Source organism: Mesorhizobium sp. WSM4844, from assembly GCF_055811775.1.
Window position 1 is genome coordinate 1 of the sequence record NZ_JBVVQB010000039.1, and the last position, 17,176, is coordinate 17,176.

At 62.6% G+C, this 17,176-nt stretch carries 16 protein-coding genes and 1 tRNA gene; 6 read left to right on the plus strand and 11 right to left on the minus strand.

Annotation, left to right across the window (positions count from 1 at the left end):
- Window positions 1-1,844: GumC family protein (locus tag AC0L2A_RS25000; RefSeq protein ID WP_473611087.1), on the minus strand; the 1,844-nt coding region annotated here is incomplete at its 3' end.
- 360 nt (window positions 1,845-2,204) lie between these two features.
- Between AC0L2A_RS25000 and AC0L2A_RS25005 the strand changes: the two genes are divergently transcribed.
- From AC0L2A_RS25005 to AC0L2A_RS25020, 4 genes are all read left to right on the plus strand, one after another.
- The gene (locus tag AC0L2A_RS25005) at window positions 2,205-2,768 is read left to right on the plus strand and encodes a polysaccharide biosynthesis/export family protein (protein WP_287077118.1); all 564 of its coding nucleotides are present in this window, start codon (window positions 2,205-2,207) and stop codon (window positions 2,766-2,768) included.
- A gap of 5 nt (window positions 2,769-2,773) precedes the next feature.
- Entirely contained in the window at window positions 2,774-3,904 is a 1,131-nt protein-coding gene (locus AC0L2A_RS25010) for a glycosyltransferase family 4 protein (RefSeq protein WP_128246696.1), read from the plus strand.
- Window positions 3,905-4,028: 124 nt separating this feature from the next.
- Window positions 4,029-5,564 (plus strand): undecaprenyl-phosphate glucose phosphotransferase, encoded by a 1,536-nt coding sequence (locus AC0L2A_RS25015; RefSeq protein ID WP_473611088.1) that lies wholly within the window; start codon window positions 4,029-4,031, stop codon window positions 5,562-5,564.
- A complete protein-coding gene (locus tag AC0L2A_RS25020) occupies window positions 5,561-6,820 on the plus strand; it encodes an O-antigen ligase family protein (RefSeq protein ID WP_473611089.1) in 1,260 nt (419 codons plus the stop codon). Before AC0L2A_RS25015 ends, AC0L2A_RS25020 begins: the two co-directional genes overlap by 4 nt.
- 952 nt (window positions 6,821-7,772) lie before the next feature.
- Here the strand turns inward: AC0L2A_RS25020 and AC0L2A_RS25025 are convergent.
- Window positions 7,773-7,849, minus strand: a tRNA-Pro gene (locus tag AC0L2A_RS25025).
- 175 nt (window positions 7,850-8,024) lie between these two features.
- Window positions 8,025-8,312, minus strand: a complete 288-nt coding sequence (locus tag AC0L2A_RS25030) for a helix-turn-helix domain-containing protein (RefSeq protein ID WP_128169992.1) — start codon at window positions 8,310-8,312, stop codon at window positions 8,025-8,027.
- 453 nt (window positions 8,313-8,765) lie between these two features.
- On the opposite strand from AC0L2A_RS25030, the gene AC0L2A_RS25035 reads away from it, so the two are divergent.
- A complete protein-coding gene (locus tag AC0L2A_RS25035) occupies window positions 8,766-9,041 on the plus strand; it encodes a hypothetical protein (RefSeq protein ID WP_023798384.1) in 276 nt (91 codons plus the stop codon).
- A gap of 53 nt (window positions 9,042-9,094) precedes the next feature.
- On the opposite strand, the gene AC0L2A_RS25040 is transcribed toward AC0L2A_RS25035, so the two are convergent.
- The 7 genes from AC0L2A_RS25040 to AC0L2A_RS25070 form a co-directional block, all read right to left on the minus strand.
- Complete coding sequence (locus AC0L2A_RS25040; RefSeq protein ID WP_023798385.1) at window positions 9,095-9,433, minus strand: hypothetical protein; 339 nt, start codon at window positions 9,431-9,433, stop codon at window positions 9,095-9,097.
- 151 nt (window positions 9,434-9,584) lie between these two features.
- Window positions 9,585-10,127, minus strand: coding sequence for a MerR family transcriptional regulator (locus AC0L2A_RS25045; RefSeq protein WP_095485784.1), 543 nt, complete (start codon window positions 10,125-10,127; stop codon window positions 9,585-9,587).
- 196 nt (window positions 10,128-10,323) lie between these two features.
- Window positions 10,324-10,647 carry an integration host factor subunit alpha gene (locus AC0L2A_RS25050; RefSeq protein WP_023798387.1) on the minus strand — a complete coding sequence of 108 codons (324 nt, stop codon included), beginning with the start codon at window positions 10,645-10,647 and terminating at the stop codon, window positions 10,324-10,326.
- Window positions 10,648-10,753: 106 nt separating this feature from the next.
- On the minus strand, window positions 10,754-11,725 hold the full coding sequence (locus AC0L2A_RS25055) for a beta-ketoacyl-ACP synthase III (RefSeq protein WP_091591554.1): 972 nt from the start codon (window positions 11,723-11,725) through the stop codon (window positions 10,754-10,756).
- Between the two features lie 9 nt (window positions 11,726-11,734).
- Window positions 11,735-12,805, minus strand: a complete 1,071-nt coding sequence (plsX, locus tag AC0L2A_RS25060; RefSeq protein ID WP_023798389.1) for a phosphate acyltransferase PlsX — start codon at window positions 12,803-12,805, stop codon at window positions 11,735-11,737.
- Window positions 12,806-12,936: 131 nt separating this feature from the next.
- Window positions 12,937-13,500 carry a YceD family protein gene (locus AC0L2A_RS25065; protein ID WP_023798390.1) on the minus strand — a complete coding sequence of 188 codons (564 nt, stop codon included), beginning with the start codon at window positions 13,498-13,500 and terminating at the stop codon, window positions 12,937-12,939.
- A 26-nt stretch (window positions 13,501-13,526) separates the two neighbouring features.
- Entirely contained in the window at window positions 13,527-14,069 is a 543-nt protein-coding gene (locus AC0L2A_RS25070; RefSeq protein WP_473611090.1) for a ubiquinol-cytochrome C chaperone family protein, read from the minus strand.
- A gap of 114 nt (window positions 14,070-14,183) precedes the next feature.
- Between AC0L2A_RS25070 and AC0L2A_RS25075 the strand changes: the two genes are divergently transcribed.
- A complete protein-coding gene (locus AC0L2A_RS25075; protein WP_473587664.1) occupies window positions 14,184-14,723 on the plus strand; it encodes an outer membrane protein assembly factor BamE in 540 nt (179 codons plus the stop codon).
- 291 nt (window positions 14,724-15,014) lie between these two features.
- Here the strand turns inward: AC0L2A_RS25075 and AC0L2A_RS25080 are convergent, their stop codons facing one another.
- A complete protein-coding gene (locus AC0L2A_RS25080) occupies window positions 15,015-17,156 on the minus strand; it encodes a sodium-translocating pyrophosphatase (RefSeq protein WP_236389700.1) in 2,142 nt (713 codons plus the stop codon).
- Window positions 17,157-17,176: the final 20 nt, after the last annotated feature.

The following is a 17,176-nucleotide window of genomic DNA, read 5'->3' on the forward strand; positions in this document are numbered from 1 at the left end:
CTCGCCATCAACCGCGACGATGAACTGGTCAAGGCGACGATGCTGACCGATGGTGGCCAGGTCGTGCATCCGGCCTTGGCCGGCCAGCCCGCGGGGGTGTTAGCCGCCGCGGGGCCCGCCCCGCCCCCTTCCGGCGACACGAATATGGCGCGTGCGGCGCCGCTTGTGATCAGTTTCTCCACCGCCTTGTCGATTTCGACCTCGCCAAGGCTGCGGCGCGCCGGCCCGACGTCGTCACCAGTTGCCGGGCCAGTTGCTGGCGCCGCGGCAGCCGCTTGCGGCTCTGCCTGGACTTCCTCCGTCCGATCCCCAAGGTCTTCGATATCGGCCGGTTCCTGATTGGGTGGCTCGTGATCGGGCGGTTCGTGATCGGACGGTTCGTGATTGGGCGGTTGGTGGGCAACCGGCATCGCGACCTGTTCGATCCGCTCGAAGCGGGCGCCGGCGGCCGGCCGCATGGCGCGACCCGAAAACAGCTCTTGCAGAAGCGTCACGATCGCCATGACCAGCAGCGAGCCGACGAAGGCCGCACCGATGATCGGCAGGATTTTTGGATAGTAGGGTTGGGACGGCGCCACCGCGCGGGAAAAGACACGGGCGTCGACCGGCGGATAGTTGCTGTCCTTGCGCGAAGACGCCTCACGATAACGGGTCAGATAGGTTTCGAGCAGCTGGCGCTGGGCGGTCGCTTCGCGCTGCAGCGCGTCCAGTTCGACCTGCTGGTCGCCGGCGCGCGCCGATGCGGCCTTCAGCGTGTTGACGTCGGCGACAAGCTGGTTTTCGCGGGCCTGGGCGGTCTGCGCCTGCGTCATCAGCCCTGTCATGATCTTTTCCGCCTCGTTGCGGATCTGGCGGTCGAGATCGGCAAGCTGCGACCTCAGCGCCCGGATACGCGGATGATTGTCGAGCAAGGAGGTGGAAAGGTCGGCGATATTGGTCTTGAGCTCGACCTGCCGCTCGCGCAGCCGCTGGATCAGTCCGGACGACAGCACCTCCGGTACCGCATCCAGCGAGCCGCCATTCTGCAGCGCCCTGCGCACGCCGTCGGCAGTCGCTGCCGCCGAGGCGCGATTGGCCCGCACCCGCGACAATTCGCTGGACAGTTCGGAAAGCTGTTGCGTGGCGAGCACCGAATTGTTGCCGCCCATCAAAAGATCGGACTGGGCGCGGTAGCTTGCCACCTTGGCCTCGGCATCCTTCACCCGCTTCGACAGGTCGGCGATCTCCGGCGCAAGCCAGTCGGTTGCGGCGGAATTCGATTCGATATTGGCATTGCCCTGGACGGAGATGTAGGCGTCGGCGATGGCGTTCGGGATTGCGGCGGCGAGCCGGGGATCTTCCGAGGAGAATTCGATGACGATAACGCGAGATTTTTCAACGCGATAGACGTTGAGCTTCTCACGCATCTTCGTCAGCACGCGTTCTTCCGGCGGAATCTCGTTGGGGTCGCTCTTCAGGCCGGCGACGACAAGCAGACGGCTCAACGCCGGCATATCCGCCGTCTCATCGAACTCGGGCAGGCGCGACAAATCAAGCTTCTGCGCCACCTGCTTGAGGATGTCGGTCGAGGAAATGACCTCGACCTGGCTGGTCACGCCTTCCTCGTCGAGTATAGGCTTGTCGTTGTCATTGGTGCCGTCGGGGCGCGTGTAGACCGATTCGCGCGTTTCGATCAAAAGCCGGGTTTCGGCCCGGTAATGCGGCGTGGCGAGCCAGGTGAGCGCGAACGCCAGGCCGGTTACGACAAGCGCGACGACAAGAATGCGCAGCCAATTTCTCGCAAGGCTGGCGAAGAGCTGCCTGAGATCGACGTCGACATCTGCGGCCGCGGATTGAACGGACATGCATCCTGCTCCGGTGCTTGAAGCGCGTCGCATTGAACGGATTCATGCGACGCACTTCAAGCTCTTGTTTCCATGCATGTCGTTTGTCCCAAAACCGCTGCGCACTTTTGGGCGACATGCATTAGTCAGTATACACCGTAAACAAATATGGTAACTCAGCCGTTAATATTGCGGTAAGCACCTGTCAGGTTTTACGCGCACGCGCAGCTAAAAGCACCGGAACCGGCCGCCTCCCGTCGGTTGCCGTCGCTTCGGCCGCCCGCCTTTACCGGCCATTAACCCTAACCGGATGATAACGGGCCTCGATCTCCAGAGTTTGCCGCGGTGCAGCGGCGGCCAGTCGAAGGTACATGTCCGGTCATGAAAAGCACTGCTTCCCTGTTCCGTGCGCTGCTCGCCGTGTCATTGCTTGCCGGTTGCTCCAGCTACCGGCCGGCGCCGGCGGCCTTTCATAAAATGCTCGATCAGCCTTATCGCCTCGGCGCCGGCGACCGGGTCCGCGTCACCGTGTTCGAGCAGGAAGGTTTGACCAACGTCTACAGTGTCGACCAATCCGGCTATCTGTCCATCCCGCTGGTCGGCGCCGTGCCGGCGCGCGGCCACACCGCACAGCAACTCGAAGGCGAGATCGCCGATAAATTACGCCAGGGTTATCTCCGTGATCCGGACGTTTCGGTCGAGATCGACCGCTACCGGCCGATCTTCATCATGGGCGAAGTCGGTGCTGCGGGCCAGTACTCCTATGTTCCCGGCCTGACCGTGCAAAAGGCGATTGCCATCGCCGGCGGTTTCAGCCCGCGCGCCAACCAGGGAAGCGTCGACATCACCCGCGACATCAACGGCAAGGTCATGACCGGTCGCGTTGCCACCTCCGACCCGCTTCTGCCCGGCGACACGGTCTATGTTCGCGAACGCCTGTTCTAGACCACGTGGCGGACACACTCAGGATCGTCCACTGCTTTCGCTCACCTGTCGGGGGGATTTTTCGTCACGTGCGCGACCTGACCGAGGCGCAGGTCGCCGCCGGGCATGCCGTCGGCATCGTCTGCGATTCGACGACGGGCGGCGACTTCGAGGAACATCTGTTCGAACAGATGAAGGGCATAATGGCGCTCGGCATCCATCGCACGCCGATGCAGCGGCATGTCGGACCCGGCGACCTCGCCTCGGCCTGGCGCACATTTGGGATCATCAAGGAATTGCGGCCGGACGTGCTCCACGGGCACGGCGCCAAGGGTGGCGCCTATGCCCGCCTGTTCGGCTCATTGTTGCGGGTATCAAGGTTTCGCGTAGCCCGCCTTTATTCGCCGCACGGCGGCTCTCTTCACTATGACGAGACCACCGCCACGGGGAAGCTGTTCTTCGCGCTCGAGCGGTTCATGGCGCGCTTCACCGACTATCTTCTGTTTGTCTCCGACTATGAAAGGCGGACCTATCGCAGGAAGGTCGGCGAACCGCCGATCCCGAACAACCTTGTCTACAATGGACTGAGCGCCGCCGAGTTCGAGCCGGTGCGAACCGAACCGAATGCGGCCGATGCCCTCTATATCGGCATGATGCGCGACCTCAAGGGGCCGGACATCTTCATCGATGCGCTGGTTCTTGCCGGAACGCGGCTCGGCCGCCCGGTGAATGCGGTGATGGTCGGCGACGGCGACGACCTGCCGCGCTACCATGCGCAAGTGAAGCGGCTCGGGCTCGAAGGCCATATGCGCTTCCTGCCGCCGATGCCGGCGCGCAAGGCCTTCGAGTTGGCCGAACTGGTTGTCGTGCCCTCGCGCGCGGAAGCCATGCCCTACATCGTGCTGGAGACGCTCGCCGCCGGCAAATCGATGATCGCCACCGGCGTCGGCGGCATCCCGGAAATTCTTGGCGCCGGCTCCCCTGCCCTGATCCGGCCCGATCCGCGCGAGCTCGCCGACAAGATGAGCGCGGCGCTGGCCGACCCCGATGCCTATGGCAGGCTGATGCCCGATACCGCCGACCTCAAGGCGCGATTCGGCGCCGACGTGATGGCCGCCGCGATCGAGACGGCCTATTTCGCGGCGCTCAAGCGCTAACCCGAAATGGGCGCTAACCCCAAAACGGCGCTGACCTCAAAGCTTCCCCAAAACCTATTTGTTGTTTCAAGGGTTTCTTAGCTCTATTTCGCTATTCACTTGCGTGAAGCTTTGCGGATGCATCATGAGCGACTTCGATCCCAAACGCCGCTTTTCGAAAGACGCGGTGCGCAATTTCAACGGCCCGGCCGGCGACGATAGCCCCGGCGGCATGAACGACGTCGCCCGTCAGGTGGCGTCGCAATACCGGCGCGACACCATGTCGCCGATCATGGTCAGCGGCGTCTTGCGGATGGTCGAATTCGCACTGCTGTTCCTGTCGGGCCTGTGCATCTATTTTTACTATGTCGGCTTCTTCAACCACCTCGCCTGGCAATATCCACTGGCGATCGCCGCCGCTTCGTCGCTCGCCGTGGTGCTGCTCGATGTCACCGACTGCTACCAGATCGTCTCGTTCATGCGGCCGCTCGCCAATTTCGGCCGTCTGCTGATGGTCTGGGCCGGCACCTTCGCCCTGATGGCGCTGACGGCATTCGCCATGAAGATGTCGCAAGACTATTCGCGCCTGGTTTTCGGCACCTGGTTCGTCGTCGGCTTCATGCTGATCTTCGGCCTGAGGCTGCTGATGTCGAAGCTGATCCGGCGCTGGGCGCGCGACGGGCGCATGGAGCGCCGCGCCGTCATCGTCGGCGGCGGCCCGGCGGCGGAAGTCCTGATCCGCTCCGTCGAAAAGCAGCCCTACAACGACATCCGCATCTGCGGCATCTTCGACGACCGCGGCGACAAGCGCTCGCCGCCCATCGTCGCCGGCTACCCAAAGCTCGGCACCGTTTCCGAGCTCATCGAGTTCGCCCGCATCGCCCGTATCGACATGCTGATCGTGTCGCTGCCGCTGACCGCCGAAACGCGCGTCCTGCAGCTTTTGAAGAAGCTTTGGGTGCTGCCTGTCGACATCCGGCTCTCGGCGCATTCGAACGCGCTGCGATTCCGGCCGCGCGCCTATTCCTACATCGGCTCGGTGCCGATGCTCGATATTTTCGACAGGCCGATCAACGACTGGGATTCGGTCGCCAAGCGCGCCTTCGACATCGTCTTCTCGATCATCGGGATCATCGTGTTCTCGCCGGTCATGCTGGCGACCGCGATCGCCATCAAGCTCGACAGCCAGGGACCGGTGCTGTTCCACCAGAAGCGGCATGGCTTCAACAACGAGATCATCGGGGTCTACAAGTTCCGTTCGATGTACACCGACAAGGCCGACCCGACGGCCAAACAGACGGTGACCAGGAACGACCCGCGCGTCACCCGCGTCGGCCGCTTCATCCGCAAGACCTCGATCGACGAGTTGCCGCAGTTCTTCAATTCGCTTTTCGGTTCGCTGTCGCTGGTTGGCCCGCGCCCGCACGCCATTGCCGCCCAGTCGCACAACCTTCTCTACAATGAGGTGGTCGACGGCTATTTCGCACGCCACAAGGTCAAGCCCGGCGTCACCGGCTGGGCGCAGATCAATGGCTGGCGCGGCGAGATGGATACCAACGAGAAGATCCGCATGCGGACGGAGTACGACCTCTATTATATCGAGAACTGGTCGCTGCTGTTCGATCTGAGGATCCTGTTCCTGACACCGATCCGGCTGCTCAATACGGAAAATGCCTATTGAGCGCAGTCGCGCATGAACTGTCGCCGGCCGCGGTCAACGCCAAGCTGATCGCGCTGATTGCGTCGGGCGCGGTTTTCCTCGGCGTCTTCCTGTCCGGCTTCGTCATCGCCGAGCCGGCGCCATACGACCTCTATATGGTCGGGCTGATGGCGGTGTGGGCCCTGTTCGGCCTGCGCATATCGCGCGCGGCGGCGCCACTGCTGGTGCTGCTGGTGGTCATGAACATCGGCGGCATGATCGCGATGACCCAGATGTCGGATATTGCCGGCACCCCGCTCTATCTCGCCGTGTCGCTGTTCCTGGCGTTTACCGCGGTGTTCTTCGCCTCGGTGACATCGGTCCAGCCAAATCTCTACCGGGTGATCTTCCGGACCTATGTGATGTCGGCGGTGCTGACCTCGCTGCTCGGGATCGCCGGCTATTTCCATGCCTTCCCGGGGGCGGAGATCTTCACCAGATACGACCGCGCCACCGGCGCCTTCCAGGATCCGAACGTGTTCGGGCCGTTCCTGGTGCTGCCCGGCATCTACCTGCTCCATCTCCTGCTGACCGGCCCCGTCTCCCGCATGCCGTTGCTGGCGATGCCGCTGCTGATCATCACCGCCGGGATTTTCTTCTCGTTTTCGCGCGGCGCCTGGGGCATGTTCGGCGTTTCGGCGATCCTGCTCACCGGCGCCCTGTTCCTGCAGAGCGCGAGCGGAAAATTCCGGCTGCGTGTCGTCGTCATGACCATCGCCGCCATTTCGCTGCTGGTCATCGCGATGCTCGTCATCCTGCAGCTGCCGGGCGTCTCGGAAATGTTCTCCAGCCGCGCCCAGCTGGAACAGAGCTACGATACCGCCCGCCTCGGCCGTTTCGCCCGCTATATCTTCGGTTTCCAGATGGCGCTGGAGCATCCGCTCGGCATCGGCCCGCTCGTCTTCGGCACGATTTTCGGCGAGGACACGCACAACATCTGGCTGAAAATGCTGCTGGACTATGGCTGGCTCGGCTTCGTCTCGTTCCTGACGCTGACCTGCTGGACGATGGCAGCCGGCTTCCGCGTTCTCCTGCGCGACAGGCCGTGGCAGCCCTACCTTCTGTGCGCCTATGTCGCCTTCATCGGCAATATCGCGCTGGGCACCTTCATCGACATCGATCACTGGCGCCACGTCTATCTGCTGCTCGGGCTGATCTGGGGCGCGATCGCTCTCGAATATCGCCATCAGCGGCAGTTGCGGCCGGCGGCGCTGTGTTCGCCGGCGGCTGGGGCATGATGGATTTCTGGGGCAAGTCTAAGTCCCTTGAAAATGGTCGGAGGTCCAGCACGTGGGCGTAGCGAGTGGTGGTCTTAGCCACTGCCGTCGAATATGGCGGGAACTCGCTGCAGGGCTGGTGATGGGCATAGGCATAGCCGTCGGCATGGCGCTGGCCGGATGAACTTAGGCGAGCGTTGCGCAATCTAACGTATAGGCGGCAACGCCATCACTACGACCGCGGCAACGGCCGTATCCGGGGGCGAAACGTTGATCGTCATCTAAGCAACCCACCAACGATGGCTGCACACAGCAAAAACACGAGCGTGGCACACGCGATGAACATACCTCTTCGCGTTCGCCACCTTGGCGGCTCAGCCGGCACAAGCCTGAACCGCTGGGCATGCTCCGTTGCGATTTTCAGTAGGGCTGCAGCCGTTTCGCGCGGCGTCCACCCCTTCGCTTCCGAGGCAGTCACCAAGGCTGCAAATGCGGCTTCCAAGGCGACTTCACAGTTGACGTCCCGATCTGGGCTACCCTTTGGCAATATGGGTGGTTGCACGGCTTGGGACATGCAAACAAAGCGGCTCGCGGATGAAAGGTTCCCGCGTTTCGAGCCCTTCACTTTCGAACGTCCGCTTCCAGGTGCAGTGCCGCTCTCGCTGCTGGCTTTTGTCGTCGGGAATGAACGTGAAGAACACCCTGGGCGGCGGTCGCGGCCTTCGGCCTTGCATTTTGAGCAGCCAAACAGCCCGACCAGATCCTGATGCATCGATCCGCGATCTGATCCGAGCCTGTCGATCAGCGCTTGGCCGCCGATCGTCGGCCCGTCACGGCGCGATTCGGGCGACATGGCCCCAGACTGGCACGGCCCAGAAAAGGAAAGGGCCCAGAAAGGCCCCGATTTCTCGTTTTCGAGGCTCAGCCAGTTTCCCCGGATTTCAAATAAGCCTTAGGGTTCTAAGGGCTTATTTGGTCGGAGTGGCCGGATTCGAACCGACGACCCCTTGACCCCCAGTCAAGTGCGCTACCGGGCTGCGCTACACTCCGGACCGGTCGCGATGTATCGTGATAACCCGGTTCGGGTCAACCGAATTCGGCGGCCATCACGCTGATGCCCGGCATGGTGGATTTGAAGTTCCTGCTCTGGTGGATGTCGTCAGCATTCAGGAACTTCAAATCCAGAACACAGCTCGCTTGTTGGCTTGATCCTCTGGCGTCGCTGCTACGAGACGGGTCTTGTATTTTCCACGGATTGTGTCAGCGCGGCCGTATCGATCAGCGCGCTTTCCGGAAGCCGGAGCGCAGAGGCTATTCGCCTGAGCTTCGACAAATCGGCATTCCTGCCGTTCTCGATGTCCGCGATCTCATCGACCGACAGTCCGCACGTCAGGGACAGCTCTTCCATGCTGTATCCCCTGGTTTCTCGGATGGCCTTAAGGGCGCTGTGGTCGGGCGCAGCTTCGGTCGCCGACAGTTCGGAAAAAGCTTCGCTTGTTGCTATTTGGGGCATTTGGCAACTCCGTGGATTTAAAGAGTTTGATCAAATCAAGAAGTTGCCTGAGACGGCGCAGAGAATGCCCTCTCGATGGTGATTTGCCAAGCGCCAAAAACGCCGTCACGGCATCGTGATTCCGATCGGCGCAGCCCGGCACAGGCCTCGGCGGCACCGGCACGGGACCGTCATCCCGATCGGGGTCTTTGACTGGCCGATCGCCGAATTGTTCGACGGTTCTGAGCCGCTCCCTTGTCAAGCGGCTGTCGCTGGCCCGTCAGCCGTTTTGAGCGGATCGAACCTCAGCGGCAGGAGCACGCTGAACGCGTCAGGGGGCTGCGAATTTTCTTGAACCGACGCGTGAACCTTTTCTCTCCGGGCCGCACCAACACGGCATGGACGCCACAAAGGCGGTCCCAACCGGAAGGACGCCCTGACGGCGATCCTCGATCAAGAGAAGGAAATGCTCAAATGACCAACATCTCGAACTTCAAGCGCCTGTCGCTCGCCGCTGCCATCGTCGTCTCGGCCTTCGGCTCGATTTCACTGCCGGGCTCGGCCTTCGCCAACGGCACGCATCCGAGCGGCGGCGGCGCGGTTTGCAAGGGCGCGGGTCACTGCCTGGTGCTGCAGCTCGACTGCAAGGGTACTTATACGGACGCCACCGACTCCAACGGCACCGTCTACGGCAAATGCAGCCAGACCGCGCAGGTCAGCCCGAAGAACAAGCTCAAGCTCGCGCGCTGATCGACCTTTTGGTCAACGAAAATGGCGGCCGTCCGCGCCGCCATTTTCTTGGCTCAACGTGCCGATCTCGATCTCGTCCGCGACGTTTTCTGCTGGCGGCTGAGGAACAGGCTGGCGACGAGCCCGACCACAACCAGACCGACTGCGGCGGCTGTCGCAGGATGATCGCGGGCTGTCTTCTCTATCACCCTGCCATGCCTCCTGATCGCAGGCAGAGCGTCACTGAAACGCTCGGCGAGGTCCGAGTAATAGTCCGACGCGGTGTCACGCCCGTCCTCGTAATAGGCGCTGCCGCGCCTGGAAACGGCTTTCCTCAACGCCGCCAGTTCCCTGGAGAGAGCCGCGACCTGTTTTTCAAGATCGATGTCAGAGAGGGTCGAAAATGATACCATGACAGGCTTCCTTCTTTTGCGAAGGAACGCACGATCGCAAAACCGGTTCCGGTTTTTGCCGCGACCGATCGGGGCCCAGAGCGCGTCGCGTCAGAAGCGATTCATGCGACCCGCGTGAAGTTCTATGCAGTCGCTATCCCGGGGCCATGCGCTAGCGCACCTGATCGAGCAGGCGCTTGCATTCCAGAAGGTCGAACAGCGCCTCCTGCAGCAAAGCGCGATTGTCGCGCGAGAGTTTCGACGTGCCCGGCTGCACCGGGCCTTCGTCGTCGGTCTTGCCCAGGCCGAAGAAGCGCCGGCTGGGTTTTACCTTGGGCTCGCCGACCAGCATCTCGTCATCGGCGCCGCGTGGCTGGGCCGCCGGCGTCAACGGCACCGCATCGGCCTGCCGGCGCTGCGAGATCGCCTCGACGGCCGCCATGTCGCCATTGCCGATGGCGACCAGGAAATGATTGCCGTTCTCGCGCAACAGCTTCTGCACGCCCTTGATCGTGTATCCCTGATCGTAGAGCATGTGGCGGATGCCCTTGATCAGTTCGACATCCTGCGGCCGGTAGTAGCGGCGGCCGCCGCCGCGCTTCATCGGCTTGATCTGGTTGAAACGCGTTTCCCAAAAACGCAGCACATGCTGCGGCAGGTCGAGATCTTCTGCGACCTCACTGATGGTGCGGAAAGCGTCGGGGCTCTTGTCCATGGGCGAAATCCTCACGCTGGAGCATGGTCCCGAAAAGTGGGAAAACGGTTTTCGGCCAGGATCATGCTCAACAAAGAGTCATTCCGATCCGGCTTGTTGTGCCGAATCGAGCCTTATTTCAGCGGTTTATGAAACAATATTCAAGCCCGGCGTCAAAGCAGGCGACCGTTTTCAACCGGGCTTTGAAGCGCAGGCGCTATTTGCTGCCCTTGGCCTTGCTGATCTGGTGCGCGCGCAGAATGCGGTTCTTCAGCACATTCGACGATTTGAAGGTCATCACGCGGCGCGGCAGGATCGGCACTTCCTCGCCGGTTTTGGGGTTGCGCCCGATGCGCTCGTTCTTGGAGCGGACATGGAAGGTTGCGAACGACGACAATTTCACCGTCTCGCCGCGAACGATCGCCTCGCAGATCTCGTCCAGAACCGCTTCGACGAGCTCGGCCGATTCAGTACGCGACAGGCCAACCTTGCGATAAACGGCTTCAGCAAGATCGGCGCGCGTAAGTGTCTTTCCCCCCATGCGAACCGTCCCCATCAGCTCAAAAAAACATAACTCTATATAAGCAAAGATAGAGCCTAAGTAATTGATCCGGCAAGGTCAAGGACCGAACCGGTCCGTTCGGCACTTACCAGCGAAGCAGGACCGCGCCCCAGGTGAAGCCGCCGCCCATCGCCTCGATCAGCACCAGATCACCCTTCTTGATGCGGCCGTCGGCGACCGCCACCGACAGCGCCAGCGGCACCGAAGCAGCCGAGGTGTTACCGTGCAAATCGACGGTAACCACCACCTTTTGTTCCGCTATCCCGAGCTTCCTGGCGGAAGCGTCGATAATCCGCTTGTTGGCCTGATGCGGCACGAACCAGTCGAGATCTTCAGCGGTGATCCCGGCAGCTGAGAACGTCGCTTCGATGACGTCGGTGATCATGCCGACCGCGTGCTTGAACACTTCGCGGCCTTCCATCCTGAGATGGCCCACCGTTCCGGTGGTCGACGCTCCACCGTCGACGAACAGCTTGTCCTTGTGAGCCCCGTCGGAGCGCAGGCTGGCCGCCAGCACGCCGTGGTCGGCAATGCCGCCCGCCCCCTCGCCTGCTTCCAGCACCATCGCGCCGGCGCCGTCGCCAAACAGCACGCAGGTCGAGCGATCACTCCAGTCGAGGATGCGCGAAAAGGTTTCGGAGCCGATCACCAGCACGCGTTTGGCGAGGCCGCCGCGGATATAGAGGTCGGCCGTCGTCACCGCGTAGACGAAGCCCGAGCACACCGCCTGCATGTCGAAGGCGAAGCCGTGATGCATGCCGAGCCGGTTCTGGATGTCGACGGCGGTCGCCGGAAAGGTGTTGTTGGGAGTCGAGGTCGCCAGCACGATCAGGTCGATATCGGCCGGCGTCAGGCCGGCATTGTCGAGGGCTGCGCGCGCCGCCGCCTCGCCGAGCGAAGCCGTCGTCTCGTCGTCGGCCGCGATATGGCGCTGGCGGATGCCGGTGCGCTGGGCAATCCATGCGTCTGACGTCTCGACCATGCCTTCGAAATCGGCATTCTTCATGATGCGGCGGGGCAGCGCGGAGCCTGTGCCGCGCACGACTGATCTGATCAAGGCTCTTTCCTATTCCTCTGCGTCGGCAACGACGTCGGATTTCCTGGATGTCTGGGCATGCGGATTGCGCGCATGGAACAGATCAAGATCGGCTTCGATGCGATCGAGCAGATTGTTGCGCACCATGTCGTAGCCAAGCTCGATCGCCGCCGCGAAGCCGTCCGAATCGGCGCCGCCATGGCTTTTCACCACGACGCCGTTCAGACCCAGGAAAACCCCGCCGTTGGAGCGGCCGACATCCATCTTTTCGCGCAGGCGATCGAAGGCGCCCTTGGCGAATACATAGCCGATCCTGGCCATCAGCGTGCGGTCCATCGCGGCGCGCAGGTAACCGGCGATCTGCCGTACCGTGCCTTCCGCCGTTTTCAGCGCGATGTTGCCGGCAAATCCTTCGGTGACGACCACGTCGACCGTGCCCTTGCCGATGTCGTCGCCCTCGACGAAACCATGGTAGTTCATCGAGGCCATGTTGGCCTCGCGCAACATGCGGCCCGCCTCCTTGACCTCTTCCTGGCCCTTGATCTCCTCGACGCCGACATTGAGCAGACCGACGCTCGGCCGTTCGATGCCGAAAACCGAGCGCGCCATGCCAGTGCCCAGAATGGCAAAATCAACCAGTTGATGCGCATCCGCGCCGATGGTGGCGCCGACGTCCAGCACCACGCTTTCGCCGCGCAATGTCGGCCACAGCGCCGCGATCGCCGGACGGTCGATGGTCGCCATGGTGCGGAGGCAGAATCTCGACATCGCCATCAGCGCGCCGGTGTTGCCGGCCGAGATGCAGGCGTCGGCAGTGCCTGCCTTGACCGCCTCGACCGCTTTCCACATCGACGACTTCCAGCGGCCATGGCGCAGCGCCTGGCTCGGCTTGTCGTCCATCCGGACTGCTATCTCGCAGTGGATGAACTCGCTCACTTCCGCCAGCTTGGGCAGCTTTGCGAGTTCGGGGCGCACTGCCTCCTCGCGACCATAGATGACGAAGCGGATGTCGGGACGCCGGGTCGCGACCGTCATGAGCGCCGGGATGACCACGCTTGGTCCGTGATCGCCGCCCATGGCATCGATGGAAATCCTGATCACGCGGTGTTCATCTCACAGTTTGCTTGAGCGAGCGCCTGGCGCTGGCAACGGGTTTGGGGCTCGCGAAGGTTCGGCGAAAATAGCGTTTTTGGGCTGCCGCACAACCGGCTTTCTCCGATTGGGTCGGGTTTTCAGGATTTCCCCAGCAGGGAACGCAGCTTTTGCTGAAATTCGCTTTCCGCAGTCCCAGCATCGTCGGCAGCCTCCATCGAAACGCCTTGCTTGCGCGGATAGGGATCGATCGCCAGTCCAAAGAACTGTTCGGCGAGCGCCCCGACATCGATTGAATTGCCAGAAAATGTTTCCGGGCTGTCCGGCCCTTCGGCATCGAGCATTATCTCGCCACCGCCCTCGAAACCCTGCCGCCCGAGCTTCGACTGCTCCGGCAGGAACAGTGCGTCGACCGCCTCGTCGATATGCGCCTCGATCGGGTCCAGGGTGACGATGCAGGCCTGGGTGATATCGGCCTCGACGCGGCCGCTGACCTTGACGCCGTTGCGCTTCCATGGCGCCACCAGCAGTTCGGCGCGATAGTTCTCGACCGACAGCAACTCGTGCTCGCCTGCCAGCGCGGCGCGCTGCGCGGCGTCGGCCTCGATCAGCACCGGCAGTCCCTTTTGCGGCAGCCGGGCGACGTTGGCCACGAAGGACACGGGGCTCTGTCGATCGGGGCTCTGGGAATCGGCGTGTTTCATATTTTCCTTTAAATAGGCTTGTTTTCTTAAATAGGTTTGGCCGCGGGGAATGCCACAGTGCCGGAAACAATCGATTCGGTCGGCTGTTCCGCGAGTCGCCTGGAGACATCGGCGACGTAGCCGGCCAGATGCGTCGCCTGCGGCCAGGTGCCGGCATCGGGCCTGACATTGCGGGCAAGCGCCGCGACGAGTGCGTCATGGTCGTTTCGTTCCAGCGCATCGTCATAGGCGGCGGTGCGGCCATAAAACATCTTCGCCAGTTTCTTCATGCGCTTCGGCACGCCAACGTCGCCGATGCCGAGTTCGCGCAGCGAATGCTCGACATCCATGAAGAACTCGTCGATCAGCACCTGCGCGACCTCCCCGGCAACACCACCCTCGCCGCGCAGCCGGTGCTGGAACAGGAACATGTGCAGGGACAGCATCTCGAAGCGGCCAAGCGGCGTGTCCGGGATATCCCAGTCGGAATAAAACACGGTTTGCCGCGCCGCTGCCACGATTTGTGCGTAAAGCGCCTCGGTGATAGCGCGGTTGGCGTGACGTTCGCGACCAAAAAGGCGCTGGAACATTGAGGGTGGTCTCCCGAGGACCGTTTGTTGAATTGGCCTTGTTGCATCGGCGAGCAAGCTGGTTTACCGGTTTTGCGGCCCAGCGCAAGTTGCGGCCAGCTAATGGAGTTGTAGTTGCGCGCGCTGAAAATCAAGTCGACTTTTCTGCCCAGGTCCGCTTTTCCGAGATCCGCCGGCGCGATCTCGCTGCTGGTGGCAGCTTCGGCGCTTTGCGGCTGCAACTCGTCGAAGATGATCGGTGATCTCAATCCGAGCGAGACGCTGACGCAGGGCTACGTCATCGACCAGCAGGCGATCGACCTGGTGCCGGTCGGCTCGAGCCGCGAACAGGTGCTTCTGGCGCTCGGCACCCCGTCGACCAAGGCGACTTTCGACAACGAGGCCTTCTACTACATCTCACAGACGCGCAAGCGTTACGTCGCCTTCGACAAGCCGAGGCTGGTCGACCAGAAGGTGCTGGCCGTCTATTTCGGCGAGGACGGGCGCGTTACCCAGATCGCCAATTACGGCCTGAAGGACGGCAAGGTGTTCGACTTCATCTCGCGGACCACGCCGACCGGCGGCAAGGACCAGAGCTTCCTCAGCCAGATCATGGGTGGCGCCAGCAAGCTGGCGCCCGGCCTCCCCGGCGGCGGCGCCTCGCCCGACACCTGATCAATCCTGGCAGAATCGGCTTCTCATCCTTTTTTGCTTCCCTTCTTTTAACTTCGAGGGGAAGCAGCAACATCTCAGGCGACCGAAAACCCGCGGGAGCGATCCTGCGGGTTTTTGTTTTGAGACAGAAAGCCATTGTCGCAGGCTGCGGGCCGCAGACGACTTGAACGCGAGCTTTTGGAGCTGTCACGGGCGTCAATTCCCTGATGCTGGACGTCCAAAATAGACGAACCCGCGGGATCGCTCCCGCGGGTTCGGTTGTGGATCTCGGCCTCGGAAGGCCAAGCCGCCTCAGCCGTGCGCGAGCACGGCCAGCAGCAGCAGGGCGACGATGTTGGTGATCTTGATCGCCGGGTTGACTGCCGGACCGGCGGTGTCCTTGTAGGGATCGCCGACCGTGTCGCCGGTCACCGAGGCCTTGTGCGCCTCGGAGCCCTTGAGATGCTTGACGCCGTCCTTGTCGGTAAAGCCGTCCTCGAACGATTTTTTTGCATTGTCCCAGGCGCCGCCGCCAGAGGTCATCGAGATGGCGACGAACAGGCCGTTGACGATGACGCCGAGCAGCGAGGCGCCAAGTGCTGCAAAGGCGGACGCCTTCGAGCCCGAGATCAGCAGCACGCCGAAATAGACGACCAGCGGCGCCAGCACCGGCAGCAGCGACGGAATGATCATTTCCCGGATCGCCGCCTTGGTCAGAAGATCGACCGCACGCGCATAGTTCGGCTTCGAGGTGCCGGCCATGATGCCCGGATCCTCGCGGAACTGCTTGCGCACCTCCTCGACGATGGCGCCCGCCGCACGGCCGACAGCCGTCATGGCGATGCCGCCGAACAGATACGGAATCAGGCCGCCGAAGATCAGACCGGCAACGACGTAAGGGTTGGAGAGGTCGAAAGAGACGTCGCCCATGCCCTGGAAGTAAGGGTATTTGTCGCCATTGGCGGCAAAGAACTTCAGGTCGTTGGAGTAGGCCGCAAACAGCACCAGCGCGCCGAGACCGGCCGAACCGATGGCGTAGCCCTTGGTCACCGCCTTGGTGGTGTTGCCGACGGCATCGAGCGCATCGGTCGACTGGCGCACTTCCTTGGGCAGGCCGGCCATTTCGGCGATGCCGCCGGCATTGTCGGTGACCGGGCCGAAGGCGTCGAGCGCGACGATCATGCCGGCGAGGCCGAGCATCGTGGTGACTGCGATCGCCGTGCCGTAGAGGCCGGCGAACTGGTAGGTCGATATGATGCCGCCGACGATGACGATCGCCGGAAGTGCCGTCGATTCCAGCGAGACCGCAAGCCCCTGGATGACGTTGGTGCCGTGACCGGTGACCGAAGCCTGGGCGATGGAGTTCACCGGGCGCTTGTCGGTGCCGGTATAATATTCGGTGATCACCACGATGAGACCGGTCACCAGAAGGCCGATCAGGCCGCAGATGAACAGGTTCGCGCCGGTGATGGCCATGCCGTCGACCGTGCCGATCTCGCCCCAGCCCAGCGTTGCCGAGGTGGCGATGCCGAGGCCGACGATCGACAGCAGGCCGGTGACGATCAGGCCCTTGTAGAGCGCGCCCATGATCGAGCCGTTGGAGCCGAGCTTGACGAAGAAGGTGCCGACGATGGAGGTCAGGATGCAGGCGCCGCAGATGGCCAGCGGATAGAGCATCGTGGCGCTGAGAACGGCGGTGCCGCCGAAGAAGATGGCGGCGAGGACCATGGTGGCGACCACGGTCACCGCATAGGTCTCGAACAGGTCGGCGGCCATACCGGCGCAGTCGCCGACATTGTCGCCGACATTGTCGGCGATGGTGGCCGGGTTGCGCGGATCGTCTTCGGGAATGCCGGCTTCGACCTTGCCGACGAGATCGCCGCCAACGTCGGCGCCCTTGGTGAAGATGCCGCCGCCGAGACGGGCGAAGATCGAGATCAGCGAGGCGCCGAAGCCGAGCGAAACCAGCGAGTCGATGACGACGCGGTCGTTGGGCTGGAGGCCGATGAATTGGGTGAGGATCAGGTAATAGATCGAGACGCCGAGCAGGGCCAGGCCAGCGACCAGCATGCCGGTGATGGCGCCCGACTTGAAGGCGATCTCGAGGCCGGCTGCGAGGCTGTTGGAAGCCGCCTGCGCGGTGCGCACATTGGCGCGCACCGAGACGTGCATGCCGATGAAGCCGGCGGCGCCCGACAGAACGGCGCCGATCAGGAAGCCGATGGCGGCGGTGATCGAAAGCAGCCACCAGGCGAGCAGCAGGACCACGACGCCGACGATGGCGATGGTGGTGTACTGGCGCGCCAGATAGGCCTGCGCGCCTTCGCGGATGGCCGCGGAAATTTCCTGCATGCGTGCATTGCCCTGATCGGCCGCGAGGACCGATTTTGTCGCCCAGATGGCGTAAAGGACTGAAAGCAGACCGCAGGCGATGACAGCTAAAATTATGGTCATTGCCGGATTTTCCTCGATTG

What these genes read in the sequence shown, in the direction of transcription:
- AC0L2A_RS25005 (WP_287077118.1), top strand. Translation starts at nt 2,205, where the DNA reads ATGAAAAGCACTGCTTCCCTGTTCCGTGCGCTGCTCGCCGTGTCATTG.
- AC0L2A_RS25015 (WP_473611088.1), top strand. Translation starts at nt 4,029, where the DNA reads ATGAGCGACTTCGATCCCAAACGCCGCTTTTCGAAAGACGCGGTGCGC.
- AC0L2A_RS25030 (WP_128169992.1), bottom strand. Translation starts at nt 8,312, where the DNA reads ATGCCCCAAATAGCAACAAGCGAAGCTTTTTCCGAACTGTCGGCGACC.
- AC0L2A_RS25035 (WP_023798384.1), top strand. Translation starts at nt 8,766, where the DNA reads ATGACCAACATCTCGAACTTCAAGCGCCTGTCGCTCGCCGCTGCCATC.
- AC0L2A_RS25040 (WP_023798385.1), bottom strand. Translation starts at nt 9,433, where the DNA reads ATGGTATCATTTTCGACCCTCTCTGACATCGATCTTGAAAAACAGGTC.
- AC0L2A_RS25045 (WP_095485784.1), bottom strand. Translation starts at nt 10,127, where the DNA reads ATGGACAAGAGCCCCGACGCTTTCCGCACCATCAGTGAGGTCGCAGAA.
- AC0L2A_RS25050 (WP_023798387.1), bottom strand. Translation starts at nt 10,647, where the DNA reads ATGGGGGGAAAGACACTTACGCGCGCCGATCTTGCTGAAGCCGTTTAT.
- AC0L2A_RS25065 (WP_023798390.1), bottom strand. Translation starts at nt 13,500, where the DNA reads ATGAAACACGCCGATTCCCAGAGCCCCGATCGACAGAGCCCCGTGTCC.
- AC0L2A_RS25070 (WP_473611090.1), bottom strand. Translation starts at nt 14,069, where the DNA reads ATGTTCCAGCGCCTTTTTGGTCGCGAACGTCACGCCAACCGCGCTATC.
- AC0L2A_RS25080 (WP_236389700.1), bottom strand. Translation starts at nt 17,156, where the DNA reads ATGACCATAATTTTAGCTGTCATCGCCTGCGGTCTGCTTTCAGTCCTT.